15 protein-coding genes are annotated in these 17323 nt (G+C 54.4%); 14 read left to right on the top strand and 1 reads right to left on the bottom strand.

The window, feature by feature from the left end; translation table 11 throughout:
* The first annotated feature begins 73 nt into the window (after nucleotides 1–73).
* On the top strand, nucleotides 74–1432 hold the full coding sequence (locus tag ACKGJP_RS30645; protein ID WP_409342547.1) for a sulfatase-like hydrolase/transferase: 1359 nt from the start codon (nucleotides 74–76) through the stop codon (nucleotides 1430–1432).
* 296 nt (nucleotides 1433–1728) lie between these two features.
* Complete coding sequence (locus tag ACKGJP_RS30640; protein WP_409342546.1) at nucleotides 1729–2850, top strand: mandelate racemase/muconate lactonizing enzyme family protein; 1122 nt, start codon at nucleotides 1729–1731, stop codon at nucleotides 2848–2850.
* A 215-nt stretch (nucleotides 2851–3065) separates the two neighbouring features.
* Here the strand turns inward: ACKGJP_RS30640 and ACKGJP_RS30635 are convergent, their stop codons facing one another.
* Nucleotides 3066–3410, bottom strand: a complete 345-nt coding sequence (locus ACKGJP_RS30635) for a n-acetylglutamate synthase (protein ID WP_409342545.1) — start codon at nucleotides 3408–3410, stop codon at nucleotides 3066–3068.
* 302 nt (nucleotides 3411–3712) lie between these two features.
* On the opposite strand from ACKGJP_RS30635, the gene ACKGJP_RS30630 reads away from it, so the two are divergent.
* The 12 genes from ACKGJP_RS30630 (at nucleotide 3713) to ACKGJP_RS30575 (ending at nucleotide 17274) form a co-directional block, all read left to right on the top strand.
* Nucleotides 3713–4489: a response regulator gene (locus tag ACKGJP_RS30630; RefSeq protein ID WP_409342544.1), complete on the top strand. Its 777-nt coding sequence runs from the start codon at nucleotides 3713–3715 to the stop codon at nucleotides 4487–4489.
* Nucleotides 4486–7281: a sensor histidine kinase gene (locus ACKGJP_RS30625; protein WP_409342543.1), complete on the top strand. Its 2796-nt coding sequence runs from the start codon at nucleotides 4486–4488 to the stop codon at nucleotides 7279–7281. The genes ACKGJP_RS30630 and ACKGJP_RS30625 overlap by 4 nt, the downstream gene beginning before the upstream one ends.
* Nucleotides 7282–7381: 100 nt before the next feature.
* Entirely contained in the window at nucleotides 7382–9049 is a 1668-nt protein-coding gene (locus ACKGJP_RS30620; protein ID WP_409342542.1) for an ABC transporter substrate-binding protein, read from the top strand.
* Between the two features lie 140 nt (nucleotides 9050–9189).
* Nucleotides 9190–10065: an ABC transporter permease gene (locus ACKGJP_RS30615; protein ID WP_409342541.1), complete on the top strand. Its 876-nt coding sequence runs from the start codon at nucleotides 9190–9192 to the stop codon at nucleotides 10063–10065.
* On the top strand, nucleotides 10066–10977 hold the full coding sequence (locus ACKGJP_RS30610) for a carbohydrate ABC transporter permease (RefSeq protein WP_409342540.1): 912 nt from the start codon (nucleotides 10066–10068) through the stop codon (nucleotides 10975–10977).
* A 38-nt stretch (nucleotides 10978–11015) separates the two neighbouring features.
* Complete coding sequence (locus ACKGJP_RS30605; RefSeq protein WP_409342539.1) at nucleotides 11016–11816, top strand: polysaccharide deacetylase family protein; 801 nt, start codon at nucleotides 11016–11018, stop codon at nucleotides 11814–11816.
* A gap of 17 nt (nucleotides 11817–11833) precedes the next feature.
* Nucleotides 11834–12586, top strand: a complete 753-nt coding sequence (locus ACKGJP_RS30600; RefSeq protein WP_409342538.1) for an RraA family protein — start codon at nucleotides 11834–11836, stop codon at nucleotides 12584–12586.
* 147 nt (nucleotides 12587–12733) lie between these two features.
* Nucleotides 12734–13639 (top strand): N-acetylneuraminate lyase, encoded by a 906-nt coding sequence (locus tag ACKGJP_RS30595; RefSeq protein ID WP_409342537.1) that lies wholly within the window; start codon nucleotides 12734–12736, stop codon nucleotides 13637–13639.
* 72 nt (nucleotides 13640–13711) lie between these two features.
* Nucleotides 13712–14788: a sialidase family protein gene (locus ACKGJP_RS30590; RefSeq protein WP_409342536.1), complete on the top strand. Its 1077-nt coding sequence runs from the start codon at nucleotides 13712–13714 to the stop codon at nucleotides 14786–14788.
* 146 nt (nucleotides 14789–14934) lie between these two features.
* A complete protein-coding gene (locus ACKGJP_RS30585) occupies nucleotides 14935–16071 on the top strand; it encodes a helix-turn-helix domain-containing protein (RefSeq protein ID WP_409342535.1) in 1137 nt (378 codons plus the stop codon).
* Between the two features lie 87 nt (nucleotides 16072–16158).
* The gene (locus tag ACKGJP_RS30580) at nucleotides 16159–16293 is read left to right on the top strand and encodes a hypothetical protein (protein ID WP_409342534.1); all 135 of its coding nucleotides are present in this window, start codon (nucleotides 16159–16161) and stop codon (nucleotides 16291–16293) included.
* A 48-nt stretch (nucleotides 16294–16341) separates the two neighbouring features.
* Nucleotides 16342–17274, top strand: coding sequence for a VOC family protein (locus ACKGJP_RS30575; protein ID WP_409342533.1), 933 nt, complete (start codon nucleotides 16342–16344; stop codon nucleotides 17272–17274).
* Nucleotides 17275–17323: the final 49 nt, after the last annotated feature.

The raw sequence follows: 17323 nt of genomic DNA, 5'->3' as shown, positions 1-17323 counted from the left end.
TTTGGCCATGTAGATTCGATGTCATGATGACTATAATTATAGCCATCATGACATGGAATACAAGGAGGAGCATATGGCTGCGAAACCGAACGTAATCTTCATTATTGCCGACGATCACCGTTATAGCGCAATCGGCGCGACAGGCGAGAGGGCGGTACGAACGCCGGTGCTGGATGCTCTAGCCCAAGCCGGTACAATCATGGCCCAGACGCATATCAACGGAGGCGTAGACGGTGCCGTCTGTGTCCCGTGCAGAGCTTGCGTGAATACGGGAACGCATATTTTCCAAGCGACGGAAAGCCAGAGAATCGGCGATCATGCGAAGACAAAAGTCATTCGATCGGGAGCGGCAACGATGCCCTCGTGGTTCCGGTCGCACGGCTACCATACGCATGCAATCGGCAAGTGGCACAACGATACGGCCAGCTTTTCCGCCGGCTTTTGCGGCGGCGATGCCATCTTTTTCGGAGGGATGAGCGATCACCGCCAAGTACCCGTGTTCGATTACCATGCGGACGGCCGGTATCCTTCTGAAGCACGGCGGATCGAAACGACATTTTCGACGGAGCTGTTTACCGATGCGGCTGTCGGCTTTATCGAGCAATACGACAAGGCGGATCCCTTCTTCCTGTATCTGGCCTACACGTCCCCGCACGATCCGAGAACGGCGCCGGAGCCATATGCCGGCATGTACGATCCGGAGCAAATCCCGCTGCCGCCGAGCTACAGGGAGGAACATCCTTTTGACAATGGGGAACTCGATATCCGCGATGAAAAGCTGGCCGCCTATCCGCGCAGGAAAGAGGAAGTGCGCCGGCATATTGCCGATTATTACGCGATGATTTCGCATATGGACCATCATATCGGCAAAGTGATGCAAGCGTTAACCGCGAGCGGCAAAGCGGATAATACGCTCATCGTCTATACGGCGGATCACGGCCTTGCAGTCGGCCAGCATGGCTTGTTCGGCAAACAAAACATGTATGACCATAGCATTCGCGTACCTTGGCTTATTAGCGGTCCGGGGGTTCCTGCAGAGCAGAGCATCGATGCGCTTGTCTATCAATTCGATATTTTTCCGACCTTGTGCGATCTCACAGGGATCGGGGCGCCGCCAAATATCGAGGGCAAGAGCATGAACGCGTTGATCCGAGGCGAAACCAACGAAGGAAGAGAGACGGTGTATTCCCTCTATAAAGATATTCAACGTACGGTGAAGGACGATCGTTGGAAAATGATCCGGTACCGCCGTTCGGCAAACACCGGACAGGGGAGCGATTTCGTGCAATTGTTCGACCTTGCGAACGATCCTTGGGAGCTGGATAACCTCGCTTCCAACCCCCAATATCGGCCGCAACTAGAAAAGCTCAAGCTGGACTTGGCCGATTGGATGGCGCGCGTCAACGATCCGTACGCCGAATTATTCCTGTAATTATCCGCAAAGATTTGCGCGTCAAATACGGGCTGCCCGAAATCAAAACCTTGCAGGACTTGGAAACCTACTTCGATCAGGTGCTGAAAAACGAAAAGGGAATGGTTAGTTCAAGATTTCGGAAATAATGTGCAGGTTGACTCTGTAATGGCCCTCACCGGATGGTGGGGGTTTATTTGTTCTCGGGGAGCGGAGGCATTTTAAGTAACTGACCTCATTGTAATCAATTGATTGTTGACAATTATCGAGGCAGATCTTATGATTGGACTAAAATAATAGATGGAAGGAAAAACCCAATGAAAATTACGGAAGTAGAAGCGATTCACTTGAGAGTACCCGATCTGGATGCCGAGCGGTGTGATGGAACGCAGGATACGCTGGTGATAAGGATTCATACGGATGAAGGCATTGTCGGGATAGGCGAGGTGGATTCCTCCCCGCTTGTTGCGCAGGCCGTTGTCAATGCTGCGCCGTCTCATTCGATTGCTACCGGACTTCGCAGCTTGCTGATCGGCGAGAATCCGATCGAAATCGAACGGTTATGGGATAAAATGTATCGCGGTACGATTTACTTCGGCCGAACGGGGCCTGCACTCCATGCGATCAGCGGCGTGGACATTGCCCTATGGGACATTTTGGGGAAGGCGATGAACCGTCCGGTTTGCGAGATGATGGGCGGCGTGTTCAACCGCAAACTGAAGGCGTATGCCAGCGCCCTGATGCCGGAAACGATCGAGGAAGCGGCCCGTATGGCGGAGCAATACGCAAAGCAAGGGTACAAAGCGATGAAATTCGGCTGGGGACCGATCGGACGGGACGCCAAATTCGATGAAGCCCAAATAAAAGCGATCCGCGGAGCGGTTGGCGACGATATCGACATCATGATCGATGCCGGCTTGGCCTGGGATTTGAAGGGGGCCTTGCGGATGGCGGAAATCTACGAAAAGTACAATCTATTCTGGCTGGAAGAGCCCGTCCATTCCAATAATATTGCCGGCTACCGCGAACTTTCGGATCGGACGCGTCTTTCGATAGCGGGAGGGGAGCAGGAAAGCGGAAGACTGGCTTTCCAGAGGCTGATGGACGAAGGACATCTGGATATTATTCAGCCGGATCTTGCGCGCGTCGGGGGACTGACAGAGGGGAAGAAGATTGCGAGCCTGGCTCACGACCGTCATAAAAAGGTGGTTCCGCATGCATTCAAAACAGGAATTCTGGTTGCGGCAAGCACGCACTTCGCCGCAGCGATTCCGAACGGATTCATGATCGAATATACGGTTTCGACTTCGCCGCTGGCCCGCGATCTGGTAAGCAGGGAGATTGCGTTTAAAGACGGCTACGTGACCGTCCCTACGGATCGTCCGGGCCTCGGCATCGAGGTGGATGAGCAAGTGCTTAACCGGTACCGGGTCGGCTAAGCGAACAAAGCCGCCGCCGCTGCGCGCCCTTAAATCCTGCAACGACATAGGCACTCTCGCTATGGGGAGTCCCTGAAGAACTTCTACTTTTTCGGATCCGTGAAGAGGAACAAATAAAAAACGACCTTCTGTCCCATTGTTGGGGTTGAGGGTCGTCTTTTCATCTATTCAAACAGGCCTATTGGGGTGGTTCTCTCAACGACCGCGGCTCGAGGTTACTTGATTTGTTCAATTATCGATTCGCCTTCGCTGTGTTCGTCAACCGTCCACTGCCACTTCTCATGCAGCCGGATGCGTCCGTCAAGCATAATTTCCGGGGTCGAGGTGCAGATCCCGCTGCGAAGCTGATAGCGATCGTTCACATGGCTATAGCGAAAATGAAGCGTATCGTCCTCGCGGACGATCCCGACAAGCGTACCGGATAAGATCGAACCGCCGGAGTAGGTAGCGGAAATAATGCTGCCGTCCTGTTTGTAATGAAAGATCGTTTCCGAAGAGGTTTCGCCGTTGTCGGTGTTGTTGATCGCCTTAAAAGACAGGTTGTTGTAAGGTATAGCCATCGTATCACCCGGTTTCTATAGAATTAATCGGCCCCGCAGGGAGACTCTCTTTGTTAGCATTATACTAGAAGGGGGATGGCGCTTGAAGAGGATATTTGGCCAATCGGGAAGGAACTGTCAGAGCCGAAGAGGACTTTCCGTGGAAGACGGCGGCTCCGATTCGTGAGAATTGTGTTAGGAAATGCTGAGAATTGTGTTATTTACCGATAACCCGCGTTCATCCGCCTCTAGGCTTCCTATGTTAAAATGAATTATGCTGTTTTTGTTATAATGCGTTGCGTTCACGACAGGAGGGGGAGCCGATGTACAAGGTTTTGATAGCGGACGACGAAGCGTTCATTCGCGACAGGGTGAAGAACAACATGCCTTGGGAAGACATCGGGTTCGAAGTCGCGGGATGCGCCTCGAACGGGGAGGCGGCCATTCAGATGATTCGCGACTGCCGTCCGGATGCCGTCTTGACGGATATCTTAATGCCGAATATGAACGGGCTGGAGCTGGCTGACCATCTCCGTAAGGAGTTCCCTCATATTAAAGTGGCCTTGATGAGCGCATACGATGATTTTCAATATGCCAAGGAAGCGATCCGCTTCGGCGTGAGAGGCTATCTCCTGAAGCCGGTTATGCGGGACGAGCTGGTCGGCCTTTTTCGGGATATTTCCAGAGATTTGGAGAAGGAAGCGGGACAGCGCGTGACGGTGGAGAATGCCGTGAGAATGGGAGAAGCAGGCAATTCCTATGTCGCTAACGCCAAACGGTATATCGCCGAAAACTTTGCCGAACGGATCCGGCTCGAGGATGTGTCGGAGCGGCTGCATGTCAATCCGAATTACTTCAGCACGATTTTCAAAAGAGAGACGGGCGGCAACTTTATCGATTATTTGAACGAAGTCCGAATCAACGAATCCAAGAAACTGCTGCTGCATACCGACTTTAAGGTTTTTGAAATTTCGATGCGCGTCGGCTACGGCAATTTTTCGTATTTCAATAAAATGTTCAAACGGCTAAGCGGCGTTACGCCCCAAACGTATCGGGAAAGCGGCGGCGTCGTGTTATCGGCCGGGAAGGGCGCGCGGTGAAACGAAGGGCGATTAGACTGAACCGGTTTCTGATGCTGTTCTCCCTCGCGAGCGTGCTGCTGCTGATCGTTCTGACCGGCTATGTGCTGTATGGGAAGACCGAGCGTTATATCGAAGAGAAAACCGACTTGATGCAAACGATGAAAGGCAGTCAGACGGCTGCGGATGTGCGGAAGCAGTTCGAGGATATTTACCAAACGATGGACCGGCTGCGGAACAGCAGCAAACTGATCGGAACGCTGGAGAGGCTGCAGCGTCCGGACGTCGCGTCCTACGAGAAAGTGGTTCTATCCGAAAATGTGGAATCGTCCTTGTTCAACCTGAACAAGGGCAACGAGCTGATCGGCAGCATCACGATATGGACGAGGGACAGCCAATACAGCTCCAACAATCAATATTCGCCCTTCTACTTTGAAGGCAACCGAATGTCCCTGGACAGCATTGGCCATGAAATCGGCTTCGTGCCCGCGAACCGGACGTATGCGGCGTTAGCATTAACTTCTTCCGACGTTCAGGACGATGCGTTTCGGAGGCTGCTCGACGAGTGGAACCGATCGAGCTATTTTATTTGCCCTGTCGTCGGATCGGGCGGCACTCTGGGCATCTTGAAAATCGACATTCATGCAGGCGCTTTCAATCATGTGCTGTCTTACGGCGAATCGCTGGCCATTCTCGACGCCAAGGATCAGGTATTGTTCAGCGGAAGCGACGTTGCGCCGGAATTAAACGAGCTGCTGCAAAAAAACGCGGGCAAGCCGCAGCCGAACGGCGGATACCCGCTTTCCGGGAAAACGTATGTATTTCGGGATATCGGCTTTCACGGGATCCGAATCGCGGTTGCGGAAGCGGCATCGGGGTTTCACCAGGAACAGCTGCGAACGCTGGGCGTTTATACGATGCTCATTTTAGGCGGCAGCGCATTGCTCGCATTTTTCCTTTCCCACTGGATCGGCCGTAAAATTTTGGTTCCCCTGCACAGCCTGATCGGCTGGATCGGAAGGAAATATACGCCGGAGGCGCCGGGGAAGCCGGCCTTTGACGAGCGGGTCGCTGCGCATCGCAGGGTTACGATGAGAGACCGTTTCTTCGTATACTTTTTATTGACTATCTTGCTCCCTATCGGCTTGTTCGTCACGATCTTCTATGTGAACTCGTCGCGGATTATCGCAAGGGAATTGGAAGAAACGTTTCATGTGCTGTTCGATAAGACGGCCCAGCGGGTCGAGCTGTTCGCGGGACAAAAAGAAACGGCCTTGACCAGGCTGGGGTATGATGCGTTCGTGGCATCCTACGTATCGGAGCCGAGCGACAAGCGGAAGGGCGAGATGGATCAGCTTATCTTCGACAGCAGCTTTCCGACGCTTAGCGAAGATGCGATCGGCGTTTACGACTTGGACAATCGGCTGATTTACAGCAACCGGTACAAGCATGCGGCCAAAATCGAACCGTCTTTTTTCGAACAAATGCGCGCCAGCCGTAAAAACATCTTTTATTGGCTCCCGCCCGCCGATACGGCATCTTCCACCATAAGCCTCGCGATCGGCATCGTCGATATCAACCGGTATTCCCGTCCGGTCGGTTACTTGAAAACGGACATCAACGGCGTTTTCTTGACCAATCTGTATGCCGATTTGAAGGGGAGCGGCAGCGATGCTTTCATCGTCGACGATCAGGGGCGCATTCTGTCGCAGCCCGATGCGGAAAAGGTCGGTCAGCTTGCGGAGCTTCCTTTTGCGCCCGGCGGCATGACGGCCGATTCGTTCCGCACCGGCAGCGCGATTTATTTCGCGGAGAAAATCGGTTCGCTACCTTGGTATTTGATCGCGCGGTATGACGCCTCGGCCATACAGGACCAAGTCTTGAGGCTGTTCTATGACGACGTTTATTTGCTGCTCATCCTCTTTTTGCTGATCCTCATTTTTTCGTATTTGATGTCGCAGTATTTGGTAAGGCCGCTCGCTTCCTTGCAAAATCAGTATGGACGCAAAGAAACGGACAGCCTGGCGCTCTTGGCATCGGAGCAGCCTTACGCGATCGACGAAGTCGAGCAGCTGCGCCTCTCGTTCAATCGCATGCTGGAGAGAATCGACGGCTTGGTTGCGGACACGCTGGCGGCGGGCGAGGAAAGGCTGACGCTGGAATTCGAGAAAAAGGAGCTGCATCTGGAGGCGCTGCAGGCCCAAATCAATCCTCATTTCCTCTACAATACGCTGGAGCACATCATGTATATGGTCGAGGAGGGCGAGCGGTACTTGGCGGCCGATATGATCGGCTTGCTCAGCCGGATGTTTCGCTATGCGATGGGCAAAGACAGCCCGCTCACGACGCTGCGGGAGGAAGTCGCCAATGCCCAGTCCTATTTAAAAATCATGAGCTACCGGTATAGCGAGAGGGTCCGCTGCGAGTGGCGGGTAGACGAGGACATCGCAGACTGCACGATCAACAAGATGATATTGCAGCCGATCATCGAGAATGCGATCAAGCACAGCCTTCTGGCGCCGGACAGCCGGGTGAACCTATCCGTTCGCGGGGCGAGGTCCGGCGAGGATATCGAATTGACGATTACGGATAACGGGCCCGGCATCGGCCGGAAGACGCTGGATGACATTCGTCGCAATTTGGACCGGAGGGATCGGCGCAACATCGGCTTGTACAATGTGAACAGCAGAATCAAGCTGCATTTTGGAAACCGTTACGGCTTGTCGGTCGATAGCGAGGGGACGGGAACGACCGTCGCCATCCGTCTTCCTTACCGCAGGAGCGATTCCGTGGAAGCGTATCCAAACAGGTGAGAATCGTATTATAAACCCCTGATGATTCTGTTACGGATCGCAGGGGCTTCTTTTATATAATGAACGTGCAAGTCAAATATACGTAATGAGGGGGAACAATATGGCTAGAAACAAAGCAAGCGTGGCGGCATCGCTTTTGGCGGTCGCTCTTATGGCTTCGGCGTGCTCCGGGGGGAAGCCGGCGACGGAAACGAATCCTGCGCAAGCATCGGACAAACCGGCGGATACGTCCAAAACGATCGAAATCAGCTGGGTCGGCCAAGGGGCCAGAGGTAAGGTCGAGGATAATAACAAGGTGCAGCAGATGATCGAGAAGAAATTCAACGTGAAGCTGGCCAACCGCAAAGTCGACGTCAACAACAAGGAACAAAAAAACTTGATGGTCGCTTCAGGGGAGCTGCCGGATATCGCGTTTATCGACGCGCCAGAGAAGCTGTATGCAGACGCCGTCACACGCAGCATTCCCAAAGACATGATCGAGAAGTACGCGCCTAACTACGCCAAGATGCTGTCCGACCAGCCGACAGGCTGGAAGGTGAATCAAGTCCAGGGCAAAGAAGGGCAATATTTCGCGCTCACCGGCTTCAAGCAGGAATGGGAAAATCTGATCTGGGGGCAGGCGTACCGTCTGGATTGGCTGGAAAAGGTCGGAATCAAGCCGAAAGGCGAAGTCGTTCCCGTAGGCACATCGGGCGGGCTGGAACGCATCTTCTTCACCAAGCAAGCGTTTACGCTCGACGAGGAGCAGAAAATTTTCGAAGCCTTCGTGAACAACGACCCTGACGGCAACGGGAAGAAGGATACGTATGGGCTGCTGCTGAACAACAGCGATGCCTCATGGGCGATGAACACGGAAGCGGGAGCGTTCGGCTTCGGCGTGGATGATAACACGAGGATAACGGACTATGCAATCACCCAAAACTACAAAGAGTTCTTGAAATACATGGCATCCCTGAACAAAAAAGGATACATCGATCCGGAATTCACCACGCTGAACCGCGCCAAAAGCTGGGAGAAATTCGCGGCTGGAAAATACGGCGTCGCCCAGGTGCAGGTGCAGGCAGCAGGGATGGTGCCGTTTACGTTCAACCGGCCGCCCGGGAATTTGGTGCTCAAGGAGCCTAATGCGAAGTTCCTGTTTACGCCGCCGCCGATCGGATTCCAAGGCCAGCAAGGCTCGGCCGCGTATACGCCGGTAGACGGCTTCGGCTATGCGATGGTTATCAAGAAGGACGTTTCCGACGAGAAGCTGGCCAGAATCCTGCAAATATTCGACTACATCAACTTGGATAAAGAAGGCTTCATGCTCTCGACGTTCGGCGAAGAAGGAACGGATTACTCGTGGGAGGGTGAAGCCGGCAAATCGGCAGTCGTTGCGAAACAAACGGTAGAAGCCGACCGCGAGAAGATGGGCATCGGGTATTACAACATGCCGATTCAGCGGGGAGACGTGACGGCGTATTTCAACAACGCGGCCGTCGGGAAATTGACGGAAAGCTTCTTCGGTACCGATGCCGGCCGGAAAATGGCGTACCGCCCCTTCAAATGGGATTATTTCAACCAGACCCAATACAACGAGCTGAAAACGAAATACGGTGCGAAGCTGAAGACGATTATGGACGAATTCTTATTCAAGGCGATTACGGGAGAAGTCGACGTGGATACCGCATGGGACGCCTACGTGAAAAATTGGCGCAGCAGCGGCGGCGACGAAATCCTGGCCGAACTGGAGAAGGCGCCGAAGGTAGCCGATTTGCGCAAAAAATAGGCTAACTGGAAAGTAGAAACGCGCGGGGGGATCGTTTGCTTTTGCGGCAGACCGGTCTCCCCGTTGTCAAGAAAGGCGGTGGGAGCTTGGCTTCCTTGGTCGGAACATCAAGATCGTTGACTTGGAAACGAATAAAGAAGATGAAAATGCTGTACCTGCTTTTGCTTTTGCCTGCGCTGCATTTGGCGGTCTTTCATTATGCTCCGATGTACGGCGTCATCATCGCGTTCAAGGACTTTAAGCCGGGGCTCGGCATCTGGGCCAGTCCGTGGAATCAGTTCGAGCATTTCAAAACGATGTTTCATGATTTTATTTTCATACGCGCCTTGCGAAATACGATTATCATCAGCGTGCTGAGGCTGCTGGTCGGCTTTACGTTTCCGATTCTGTTCGCGCTGCTGATCAACGAAATTACGAAAACGCGGTTGAAACGAACGGTGCAGAGCATATCGTATTTGCCCCATTTCATGTCGTGGGTCATTATCGCCGGCATGGTCGTGGAAGTTTTTTCCCCGCAGAGAGGGATCGTGAATTACGTCATTACGTTGTTCGGCGGCTCGCCGATCAATTTTTTGTCCAGCAAAACGTTCTTCATTCCGCTGCTGCTTATCTCCGACGTCTGGAAAGAAGTAGGCTGGGCCTCGATTCTTTATTTAGCCTCGATCGCTTCGATCTCGCCGGAGCTCTATGAAGCGGCGGAATCGGACGGGGCGAACCGTTTTCACAAAATGATTTACATCACGCTGCCTTCGCTTATACCGGTTATTACGATCCTGTTCCTGCTGCGGCTGGGCCATATTTTATCCGGCGGCTTCGATCAAATTCTTAACCTGTACAGTCCGCTTGTGTACGAGGTGGGCGATATCATCGATACGTATGTGTACCGTACGGGCCTTGTCGAATTCAAGATGGATTATTCGGCCGCCGTTGGTCTGTTCAAAAATGCGGTAGGGGTCGTGCTGCTCGTCACCGCCAATCAAATCGTGCGCAAATTCAACGACTACGGGGTGTGGTAAATGGAACGACTGCAGCTGCACACAAACAGAAGCCGCAGCAGGCTTCGTCCCGGTTGGTGGTTCGACGCGGTTAACATTGCCTTCATGATCGTGTTTTCTTTGGTTATTTTGTACCCGTTCTGGCAATTAATCGTGCTGTCCTTCTCGGACGGGCGGGAAGCGACTACGCTGGGCTTTCACTTCTGGCCGGAAAAGTGGTCGGCGGAGGCGTACCGCTTCCTGCTCTCGAACGGGGATATCGTCCGTCCGTATTTGAACTCGGTCACGCGGACGGCGGCGGGAACGGCGCTTGAGGTGCTCTTTACGATATTGGCGGCCTATCCGCTTGCCAAGAAGGAGCTTCCTTTTCGCGGCTATGTCACCACTTACTTCATCATGCCGATGTTTTTCGGCGGCGGGCTGATCCCGACTTACTTGATCATAAGAAGCTTGGGACTGCTCGACAACTTTCTCGTGCTCATTATTCCGGGAGCGGTAGCGATCTTCAGCATCATCATCATGCGCAATTATTTCATGTCGCTGGACGTGGCGATGGAAGAGTCGGCCGTGATTGACGGAGCCGGCTACTTGACGATCCTGTTCCGGATCATCATTCCGGTGTCCACCCCCGTGCTCGCTACGATCGCGCTTTGGGCGGCCGTCGAGCACTGGAACGCGTGGTTCGATGCGATGATTTATATACGCGACAAGCAATTGACCGTTATTCAAGTCGTGATGCGCGAAATGCTCACCTCGGTGAGCGAACAGAGCAACGACGTCATGTTCAACAATAACGCGAATCAAGCCGAGCTTGCAATGAACAACGTCCGCTCGGGAATCGCCCTGCTCTCGATCGGGCCGATTATTTTGGTTTATCCGTGGATACAAAAATATTTCGTCAAAGGGACGATGCTCGGATCCGTGAAGGGTTGATTCGAGCTTACCGCCTTGGACGTTTCAGGAGGAACAACATGCGTATCCGATTCGACCGTTTCCCGGGAGGAAAGGGCAGGGCGCTTACGCTCAGCTATGACGACGGACGGGTTGCCGACCGGACGCTGATCGGCATCTTGAACCGCTTCGGCATCCGCGGGACGTTTCATTTGAATTCCGGGCTGCTTGGTAAGCCGGGGTACGTGGAGGCTTCGGAGGTGAAGCGGCTGTATGAGGGGCATGAGGTGTCGGCTCATACGGTCCATCACCCCTTCCTCGATCAGTCGCCGAAGGACAGAGTCGCCGCCGAAATTTTGCAGGATCGTCTGCAACTGGAGAAGCTCGTGGAGTATCCGGTTAAAGGCTTGTCCTACCCGCACGGCGCTTGGAACCGGCAGGTGACCGACATGCTCCCCTCTCTTGGCGTGGAGTACGCACGAACGACGAGAAGCCACGGGGCCTTCGATATGCCGGACAACGCGCTGGAGTGGTCGCCGAGCTGCCATCATCGGGACATGCTGGCGCTAGGACAAACATTCGTCGGGGAACGCAAGGGTCATTCCCGGTTGTCCCTGATGTATGTGTGGGGCCACAGCTACGAATTCGAAAATAACCGGAATTGGGAGGAGCTGGAGCGGTTTTGCGAGCTGGTCGGCTCCCATCCCGATATTTGGTATGCGACGAACAGCGAAATCTATCGGTATGGGAAGGCGATGGAGCAGCTGCGGTTCTCCGTTTCCGGCGAGCTCGTTCACAATCCTTCCGCCACGGACGTATGGTTCAGCGTAGAAGGGGAAACCGCCTTGGCGAAATCGGGAGAAACCATCAAATTGACATGAGGGGAGCGCGACCGGCAATGAGCGATCGACGTTTGGGCTACAGCGAGCTGTTGAAATTGAAAAGATGGAATACGCCGACGATCTATAACGGCTGGGAGGCCATCACGAAGCACGACATCACGAAGGGGTTCAATGCGGAAGAGACGCGGGATTTTATGCCCCAGATGGGCGCAATGATCGGCTATGCCGTTACCGTGCAGGTCGAGCCGAGCAATCCGTCGCATCCGAAGAGCAATCCGCACGCCTGGAGCGAATACCGGGACTATGTGAGCAGCGTTCCCGGTCCCAAAATCGTCGTCGTTCAGGATCTGGACAAACCCGGGACGATCGGCGCATTCTGGGGGGAAGTGAACAGCAACATTCACCGTGCGCTAGGCTGCGTCGGCACCATTACGGACGGAGCGATCCGCGATCTGGATGAAATGACCAATGCGGGCTTCAAGGCGTTGGCGCGCAGACTGTGCATCGGGCACGCCTACAGCACGCCGGTCCGCTGGGGCTGCGAGGTCGAAGCGTTCGGCTGCAAAGTCAAGCCCGGCCAGCTCATTCATGCCGATAAGCACGGATTTCTTTGCATTCCGGAGGAAGACGAAGCGGGCCTGCTGGAAGCGGCCAAGTTCATGGACGACAACGAATGCAATTCCGTCATTCCTGCGGCCAGAAGCACAGCGGGCAAGCCGATGCAGGAGCTTCTGCGGGACATTGACGAAGCCGGCCGGCAATTTGGCGCCAAGCTCAAGCAAAGGTACGGAAATACGGGCGAATGGTAGTGGCTGTTCGGGCAGGGCAAGGGCAAGGGCAATGAACAGGGCAAGGGCAAGGACCGAGGGCAAGCGCGGTGCGGTCTGAACATTCGTTGGACCCCCCGCCTAAGAGCTCAACGGCCCGGAAACTGAAATAGGGGAGAACGTGACAGCATGTTTGCAGTAGATCAAATCAAGGGGATCATACCGGCGCTCATTACGCCTTACGATGAGTCGGGTGCGATAAGCGAGAGCGCGACACGCACGTTAGTCCGCCATCTGCTCGCCAAAGGGGTAGACGGCTTTTATTTAAGCGGAAGCACAGGGGAAGGGTTTCTCCAAACCGTACGGGAACGTGAACGGTTTCTCGAGATCGTGGCGGACGAAGTCGGCGGCGCCGTGCCGGTCATCGCTCACGTAGGCGCAATGGACACGGCTACTTGCCTGGCGCTTGCGAAGCATGCGGAGCGGGCTGGCGCCGACGCCTTGTCGTCGGTTGCTCCGTTCTATTATAAGCATGGCCAAGAGCAGGTTCGCGGCCATTATCTCGATATTGCGGCGGCGTCCGAGCTGCCGCTCATTATTTACCATATACCGGCCATGACGGGCGTACAGTCGTCCGTTAGCTTCTATAAGGAGCTGTCGGAATCGGACAAAATCGCCGGAGTCAAATTCACCTCCAAGGATACGTTCGAGCTGCAGCAGCTGATCGAGGCGTGCGGACCGGATTTTCGCGTATTCAACGGGCCGGACGAATGCTTGCTGGCGGGGCTGGCCACCGGCTGCTGCGGAGCGATCGGGAGCACATACAATATCATGCCGGAGCTTTTCGTCAAGCTGTACAAGAGCTTTCAGGCGGGGCAGTGGGAAGAAGCGCGTTTGCTGCAGGCGAAGGCGAATCGCGTCATCGCCGAGCTGCTGAAATACGATTTCATTGCCTTTGAGAAGGAGATTCTGCATGTCCAAGGCTTGGACGTCGGCCTGCCGAGGAAGCCGATTCAGCAGCTGACGGACGAGCAGCGGCTGCAAATTCGCGCGTTTGCGCAAGACCGGTGGAAGAACGGGGCTTGGCAACTGTGAGCCATGATGCGCCCGTCGGCCGTTCGGACTATGCGTGTCAGCAATAGCAATTACCTGGAAGGAGATGCGAGAATGACAGTAACGGTTAGTTTGGTGGCCGGAGCCGGACCGGGAAACCCGCGAAACGATACGGCCAGCGTCATCCGGCTGAAGGACGGCCGCTTGCTCCTGGTTTGGCATAAATACGAGGACGGTCCCGAAGGAGGCAGCGATTTCGGGTTGTGCCGTATCTATGCCAAAACCTCAAGCGACGGCGGCATGACCTGGGAGAACGAAGCCTTGCTCGTGGACATGCAGCCTGGCGATCATAATGTACAAGCCCCCGGCCTATGCCGGCTGGCTGCCGGAGATCTGCTGCTTCATTGCATGCGCGGCCACCGGGGCGGCAGCAGCTCCAGCATGTGTTTATTCCGTTCATCCGATGAAGGAAAGACATGGAGCGAAGCCGGGCACGTATGGGAGCGCAGCGAAGGACAATGGCTCCAGGGCGGCGCCAATCATATGAACGTATTGTCTGCCGGAAGGCTGCTGCTGCCCTATCATTTTGGTTCGGGCCATCAAGGGAGCCAGCATAACACGGTCGGCTGCATGATAAGCGACGATGAGGGGCGAAGCTGGCGGCGGTCAAAGGGCGTCGTCGATTTGCCGATGCGGGGCGCCATGGAAGCCTCTGTGGCAGAGCTCGTCGGCGGGCGCTTGATCATGTCGCTGCGCACCCAGCTTGGAGCCGTCTTTTTGTCCTATTCCGAGGATGACGGAGAAACGTGGTCGCTGCCGCAAACGTCAGGCTTGCGCGCGCCCGAATCCTGTACCTGTATCAGGCGGATTCCCGGGACCGCCGATCTGGTCATGTTCTACAACGGCTGCGAGTACGACCCCGGCAGACATCACTACGGCTTGCGTACCCCGCTGACGGCGGCGGTTTCGCAGGACGGCGGAAGCACTTGGCGCATAGCGGGCGATATCGCCGCCGGCCCGTACGAATACATGAATATCAATTGCCTGTTCGACGAGTCAGGCCTAGCGTTTCTGACCTACACGAAGGTCGAGGATCCGCAAATCGCGGAGAACGACAAGTCGCTTCCTTTCAAGCGGACGGGCATGGATTTATGGGTTGCGGTCTTCGAACGGGACTGGTTTTATAAGTAACGGAACGGAAGAGAGACTGAAAGAGACGGATGCCAAGGCATCCGTTCTTTTTGTTGTTGAAGACATTTCTGAGAATTTTGAACAAATTAGGGGCTGTTTCCTCTGTTATACTAATAATCAAGACGACATCGATAACAGGTGAGAGTATGAGTTACGTGAATTCCGTGCAAAGGGCGATCGACTATATCGAGGAACATCTGGATGAGGAGCTTGATCTTTCGGGCATTGCGGAAGCGGCTTATCTATCAGTCGCTCAGTTGTATCGGGTATTCTATGCGCTCACCGGACACCCCGTCAAAGACTACATCCGCAAAAGAAGGATAAGCGTCGCCGCCAATCACCTGAGGAACTCGAAGCGTACCGTAGAGGAGCTTGCCTGGAAAAGCGGGTTTGAGTCCTATCATTCCTTCGCCAAAGTGTTCAAGAAGATCGTCGGGCTGACTCCGGCAGCCTACCGCAGCGCGGACTTGTTCTTCAGCTTCGAACCGGTGAACCTGCTCGAGAAAGTGGATTACAGGGAAGACAAGGAACAAGCGGAGCTATTTCCCGACATCAAGGTGATCCGGTTATGGCCGGTGAAGATGCATGCTTACCTGCACATATCCAAGCAAGAAGCAGGAATAGAAAACGAAGCTTACCGGATCGTTTACGAAAGGCTCGGCGCCTTAGAAGCGACGAACGGTAAGACCAAGACACGAATATTCGGCTACAATACGGATCTTCCTGAAGAAGACGGCGTACCCCGTTATGGTTACCGGATACTGGTCGCGGATGGAGACCGGATCGCTGCCGATGGCGCGTTTACCGAGGAGCCGTTCGTCGGTGGGCTCTACGCCGTAAGAAAGGTCCCCGCATCGCCCCCGGAAACCGTTCAGGACGGATGGGACCGGCTATTGTCCGAATGGCTGCCCAAAAGCACATTTGAAATCGGTACGCATCCCTGTATCGAGGAGTTCATCGCATACAACGGCAGGGTTACGAGAATGCACCTGTATCTTCCCGTTCAGCGCAAATTCCATAACGAGCCGATTGAAGTCGTCGAACGGACCGAGACAAAAGCCTATTTCTGCAGGGAATACGGACCGAAGGCTCAGACGGCCGCCGAGCGGCGATTGATCGACTGGTACGAAAACCGGCCTACGGAAAACCGGCCGGCGGTTCAAGGGAACTATTATATGTCCTTTCATTACGGCAACAAAGATTCGGACGATTATTGGTGGGAAAACGGGTTTCTGACGGATGGAGCGGAGGCTCCTGTGCTGGAAGGGCTGGAGAGACCGTAGGGGCTGGAACAGAAACGAATCGGTTCCGGTCCGTATGCCTGCTGTATTTCAAAGACATACGGCCTGCTGACCGGCGTTCTGGATAAGATGCACCGCTGGATTGCGGCTAACGGCAGCTATCGGCTGGACGAAGAACGGCAATGGTTCGCGGAATATCACGTATTCGGCGGCAGGAATGCAGAGAGGGACACCCTTGTGAAAATCTATATGCCCATTCGATAGGAGGCTTGACCCCGATCGACCGGATACTACCGAAGGAGGAAGCGTCGGATGAGACAGAACGCCAAGCTCAAAAAAAGGGCGATGAACGAGCATACGCCTCGGAGAAATCCGGGCAATTACAAGCCGAAACGGGTGCCGGACGCTTTCAAGGTTTATGCGCTTGGAACGACCAACGCGAATAAAGGAGAGACAGGTATGGAGCGTATCCAAAGTCCGATCGATCATGTGGTGGAAAGCGTATTTATTCACGTATCCGATCTCCGCCGCTCGGCCGAGTGGTACAGCATGGTGATGGGACTGCCCTTGCTGCAAGAGAGATTAAACGGAGGCAACGTCTATTGGCTGATGCTGCAGGGCGGAACCGGCATAATCCTGGATGACAACCGGAGCAACGCGCCGGATACGCCGCGTGTCCGATTCATGTATAAAACCTCCGACATCGAGGGAGCTTACCGCTTTTTGGATAAACAAGGGATACGGCCGTTATATCCGATAGAGCGGCCCCATCCGGGCTTGGCCTTCTTCAAGTTTACCGACCCGGACGGCAACTCGCTGATGGTTACGCAATCCGACTACGTTTCGGATGTCGTAGAGCGGCTGGATCAGACGGATAGTCCCATTTTGAACCGGATTGGCGGTATTTTTCTGAATGTAACGGACATGAACAGGGCTATTCGTTTTCACAGTGAGGTACTGGGGCTGCCTTACCGGGAAGTCGGTCCGGGTCCGGAAAATTCCATCTATGACATCCGGATGAAGAGCGGGACCGGCGTGCTGCTGGACGACAATCGTTACCGGCAGGGAGACGACTACGAGACCCTGTTTATGCTGGTAACCCCGGATGTGGATTCCTCGAGAGCCTATTTGGAAGCGAATGGCGTCCCCGTCTTTACCGATATAGAGAGACACGGCGAGCTCGCTTTCTTTACGGTCAAGGATCCGGACGGCAATGTCATCATGATTTGCTCGGAAGCGGAGTAAGGCGGACAAATGACAACTCCATAAGCCTTAGTTAGTTGGAGACGCAAGG

Source organism: Paenibacillus litoralis (genome assembly GCF_046244365.1).
GTDB lineage: Bacteria > Bacillota > Bacilli > Paenibacillales > NBRC-103111 > Paenibacillus_V.
This window is presented reverse-complemented; position numbering and strand designations above follow the sequence as displayed.

Coding starts and splice junctions, on each gene's coding strand:
- ACKGJP_RS30585 (WP_409342535.1), top strand. CDS start 14,935: ATGAGTTACGTGAATTCCGTGCAAAGGGCGATCGACTATATCGAGGAA.
- ACKGJP_RS30595 (WP_409342537.1), top strand. CDS start 12,734: ATGTTTGCAGTAGATCAAATCAAGGGGATCATACCGGCGCTCATTACG.
- ACKGJP_RS30590 (WP_409342536.1), top strand. CDS start 13,712: ATGACAGTAACGGTTAGTTTGGTGGCCGGAGCCGGACCGGGAAACCCG.
- ACKGJP_RS30620 (WP_409342542.1), top strand. CDS start 7,382: ATGGCTAGAAACAAAGCAAGCGTGGCGGCATCGCTTTTGGCGGTCGCT.
- ACKGJP_RS30600 (WP_409342538.1), top strand. CDS start 11,834: ATGAGCGATCGACGTTTGGGCTACAGCGAGCTGTTGAAATTGAAAAGA.
- ACKGJP_RS30575 (WP_409342533.1), top strand. CDS start 16,342: ATGAGACAGAACGCCAAGCTCAAAAAAAGGGCGATGAACGAGCATACG.
- ACKGJP_RS30635 (WP_409342545.1), bottom strand. CDS start 3,410: ATGGCTATACCTTACAACAACCTGTCTTTTAAGGCGATCAACAACACC.
- ACKGJP_RS30605 (WP_409342539.1), top strand. CDS start 11,016: ATGCGTATCCGATTCGACCGTTTCCCGGGAGGAAAGGGCAGGGCGCTT.
- ACKGJP_RS30615 (WP_409342541.1), top strand. CDS start 9,190: ATGAAAATGCTGTACCTGCTTTTGCTTTTGCCTGCGCTGCATTTGGCG.
- ACKGJP_RS30640 (WP_409342546.1), top strand. CDS start 1,729: ATGAAAATTACGGAAGTAGAAGCGATTCACTTGAGAGTACCCGATCTG.
- ACKGJP_RS30630 (WP_409342544.1), top strand. CDS start 3,713: ATGTACAAGGTTTTGATAGCGGACGACGAAGCGTTCATTCGCGACAGG.
- ACKGJP_RS30645 (WP_409342547.1), top strand. CDS start 74: ATGGCTGCGAAACCGAACGTAATCTTCATTATTGCCGACGATCACCGT.
- ACKGJP_RS30580 (WP_409342534.1), top strand. CDS start 16,159: ATGCACCGCTGGATTGCGGCTAACGGCAGCTATCGGCTGGACGAAGAA.
- ACKGJP_RS30610 (WP_409342540.1), top strand. CDS start 10,066: ATGGAACGACTGCAGCTGCACACAAACAGAAGCCGCAGCAGGCTTCGT.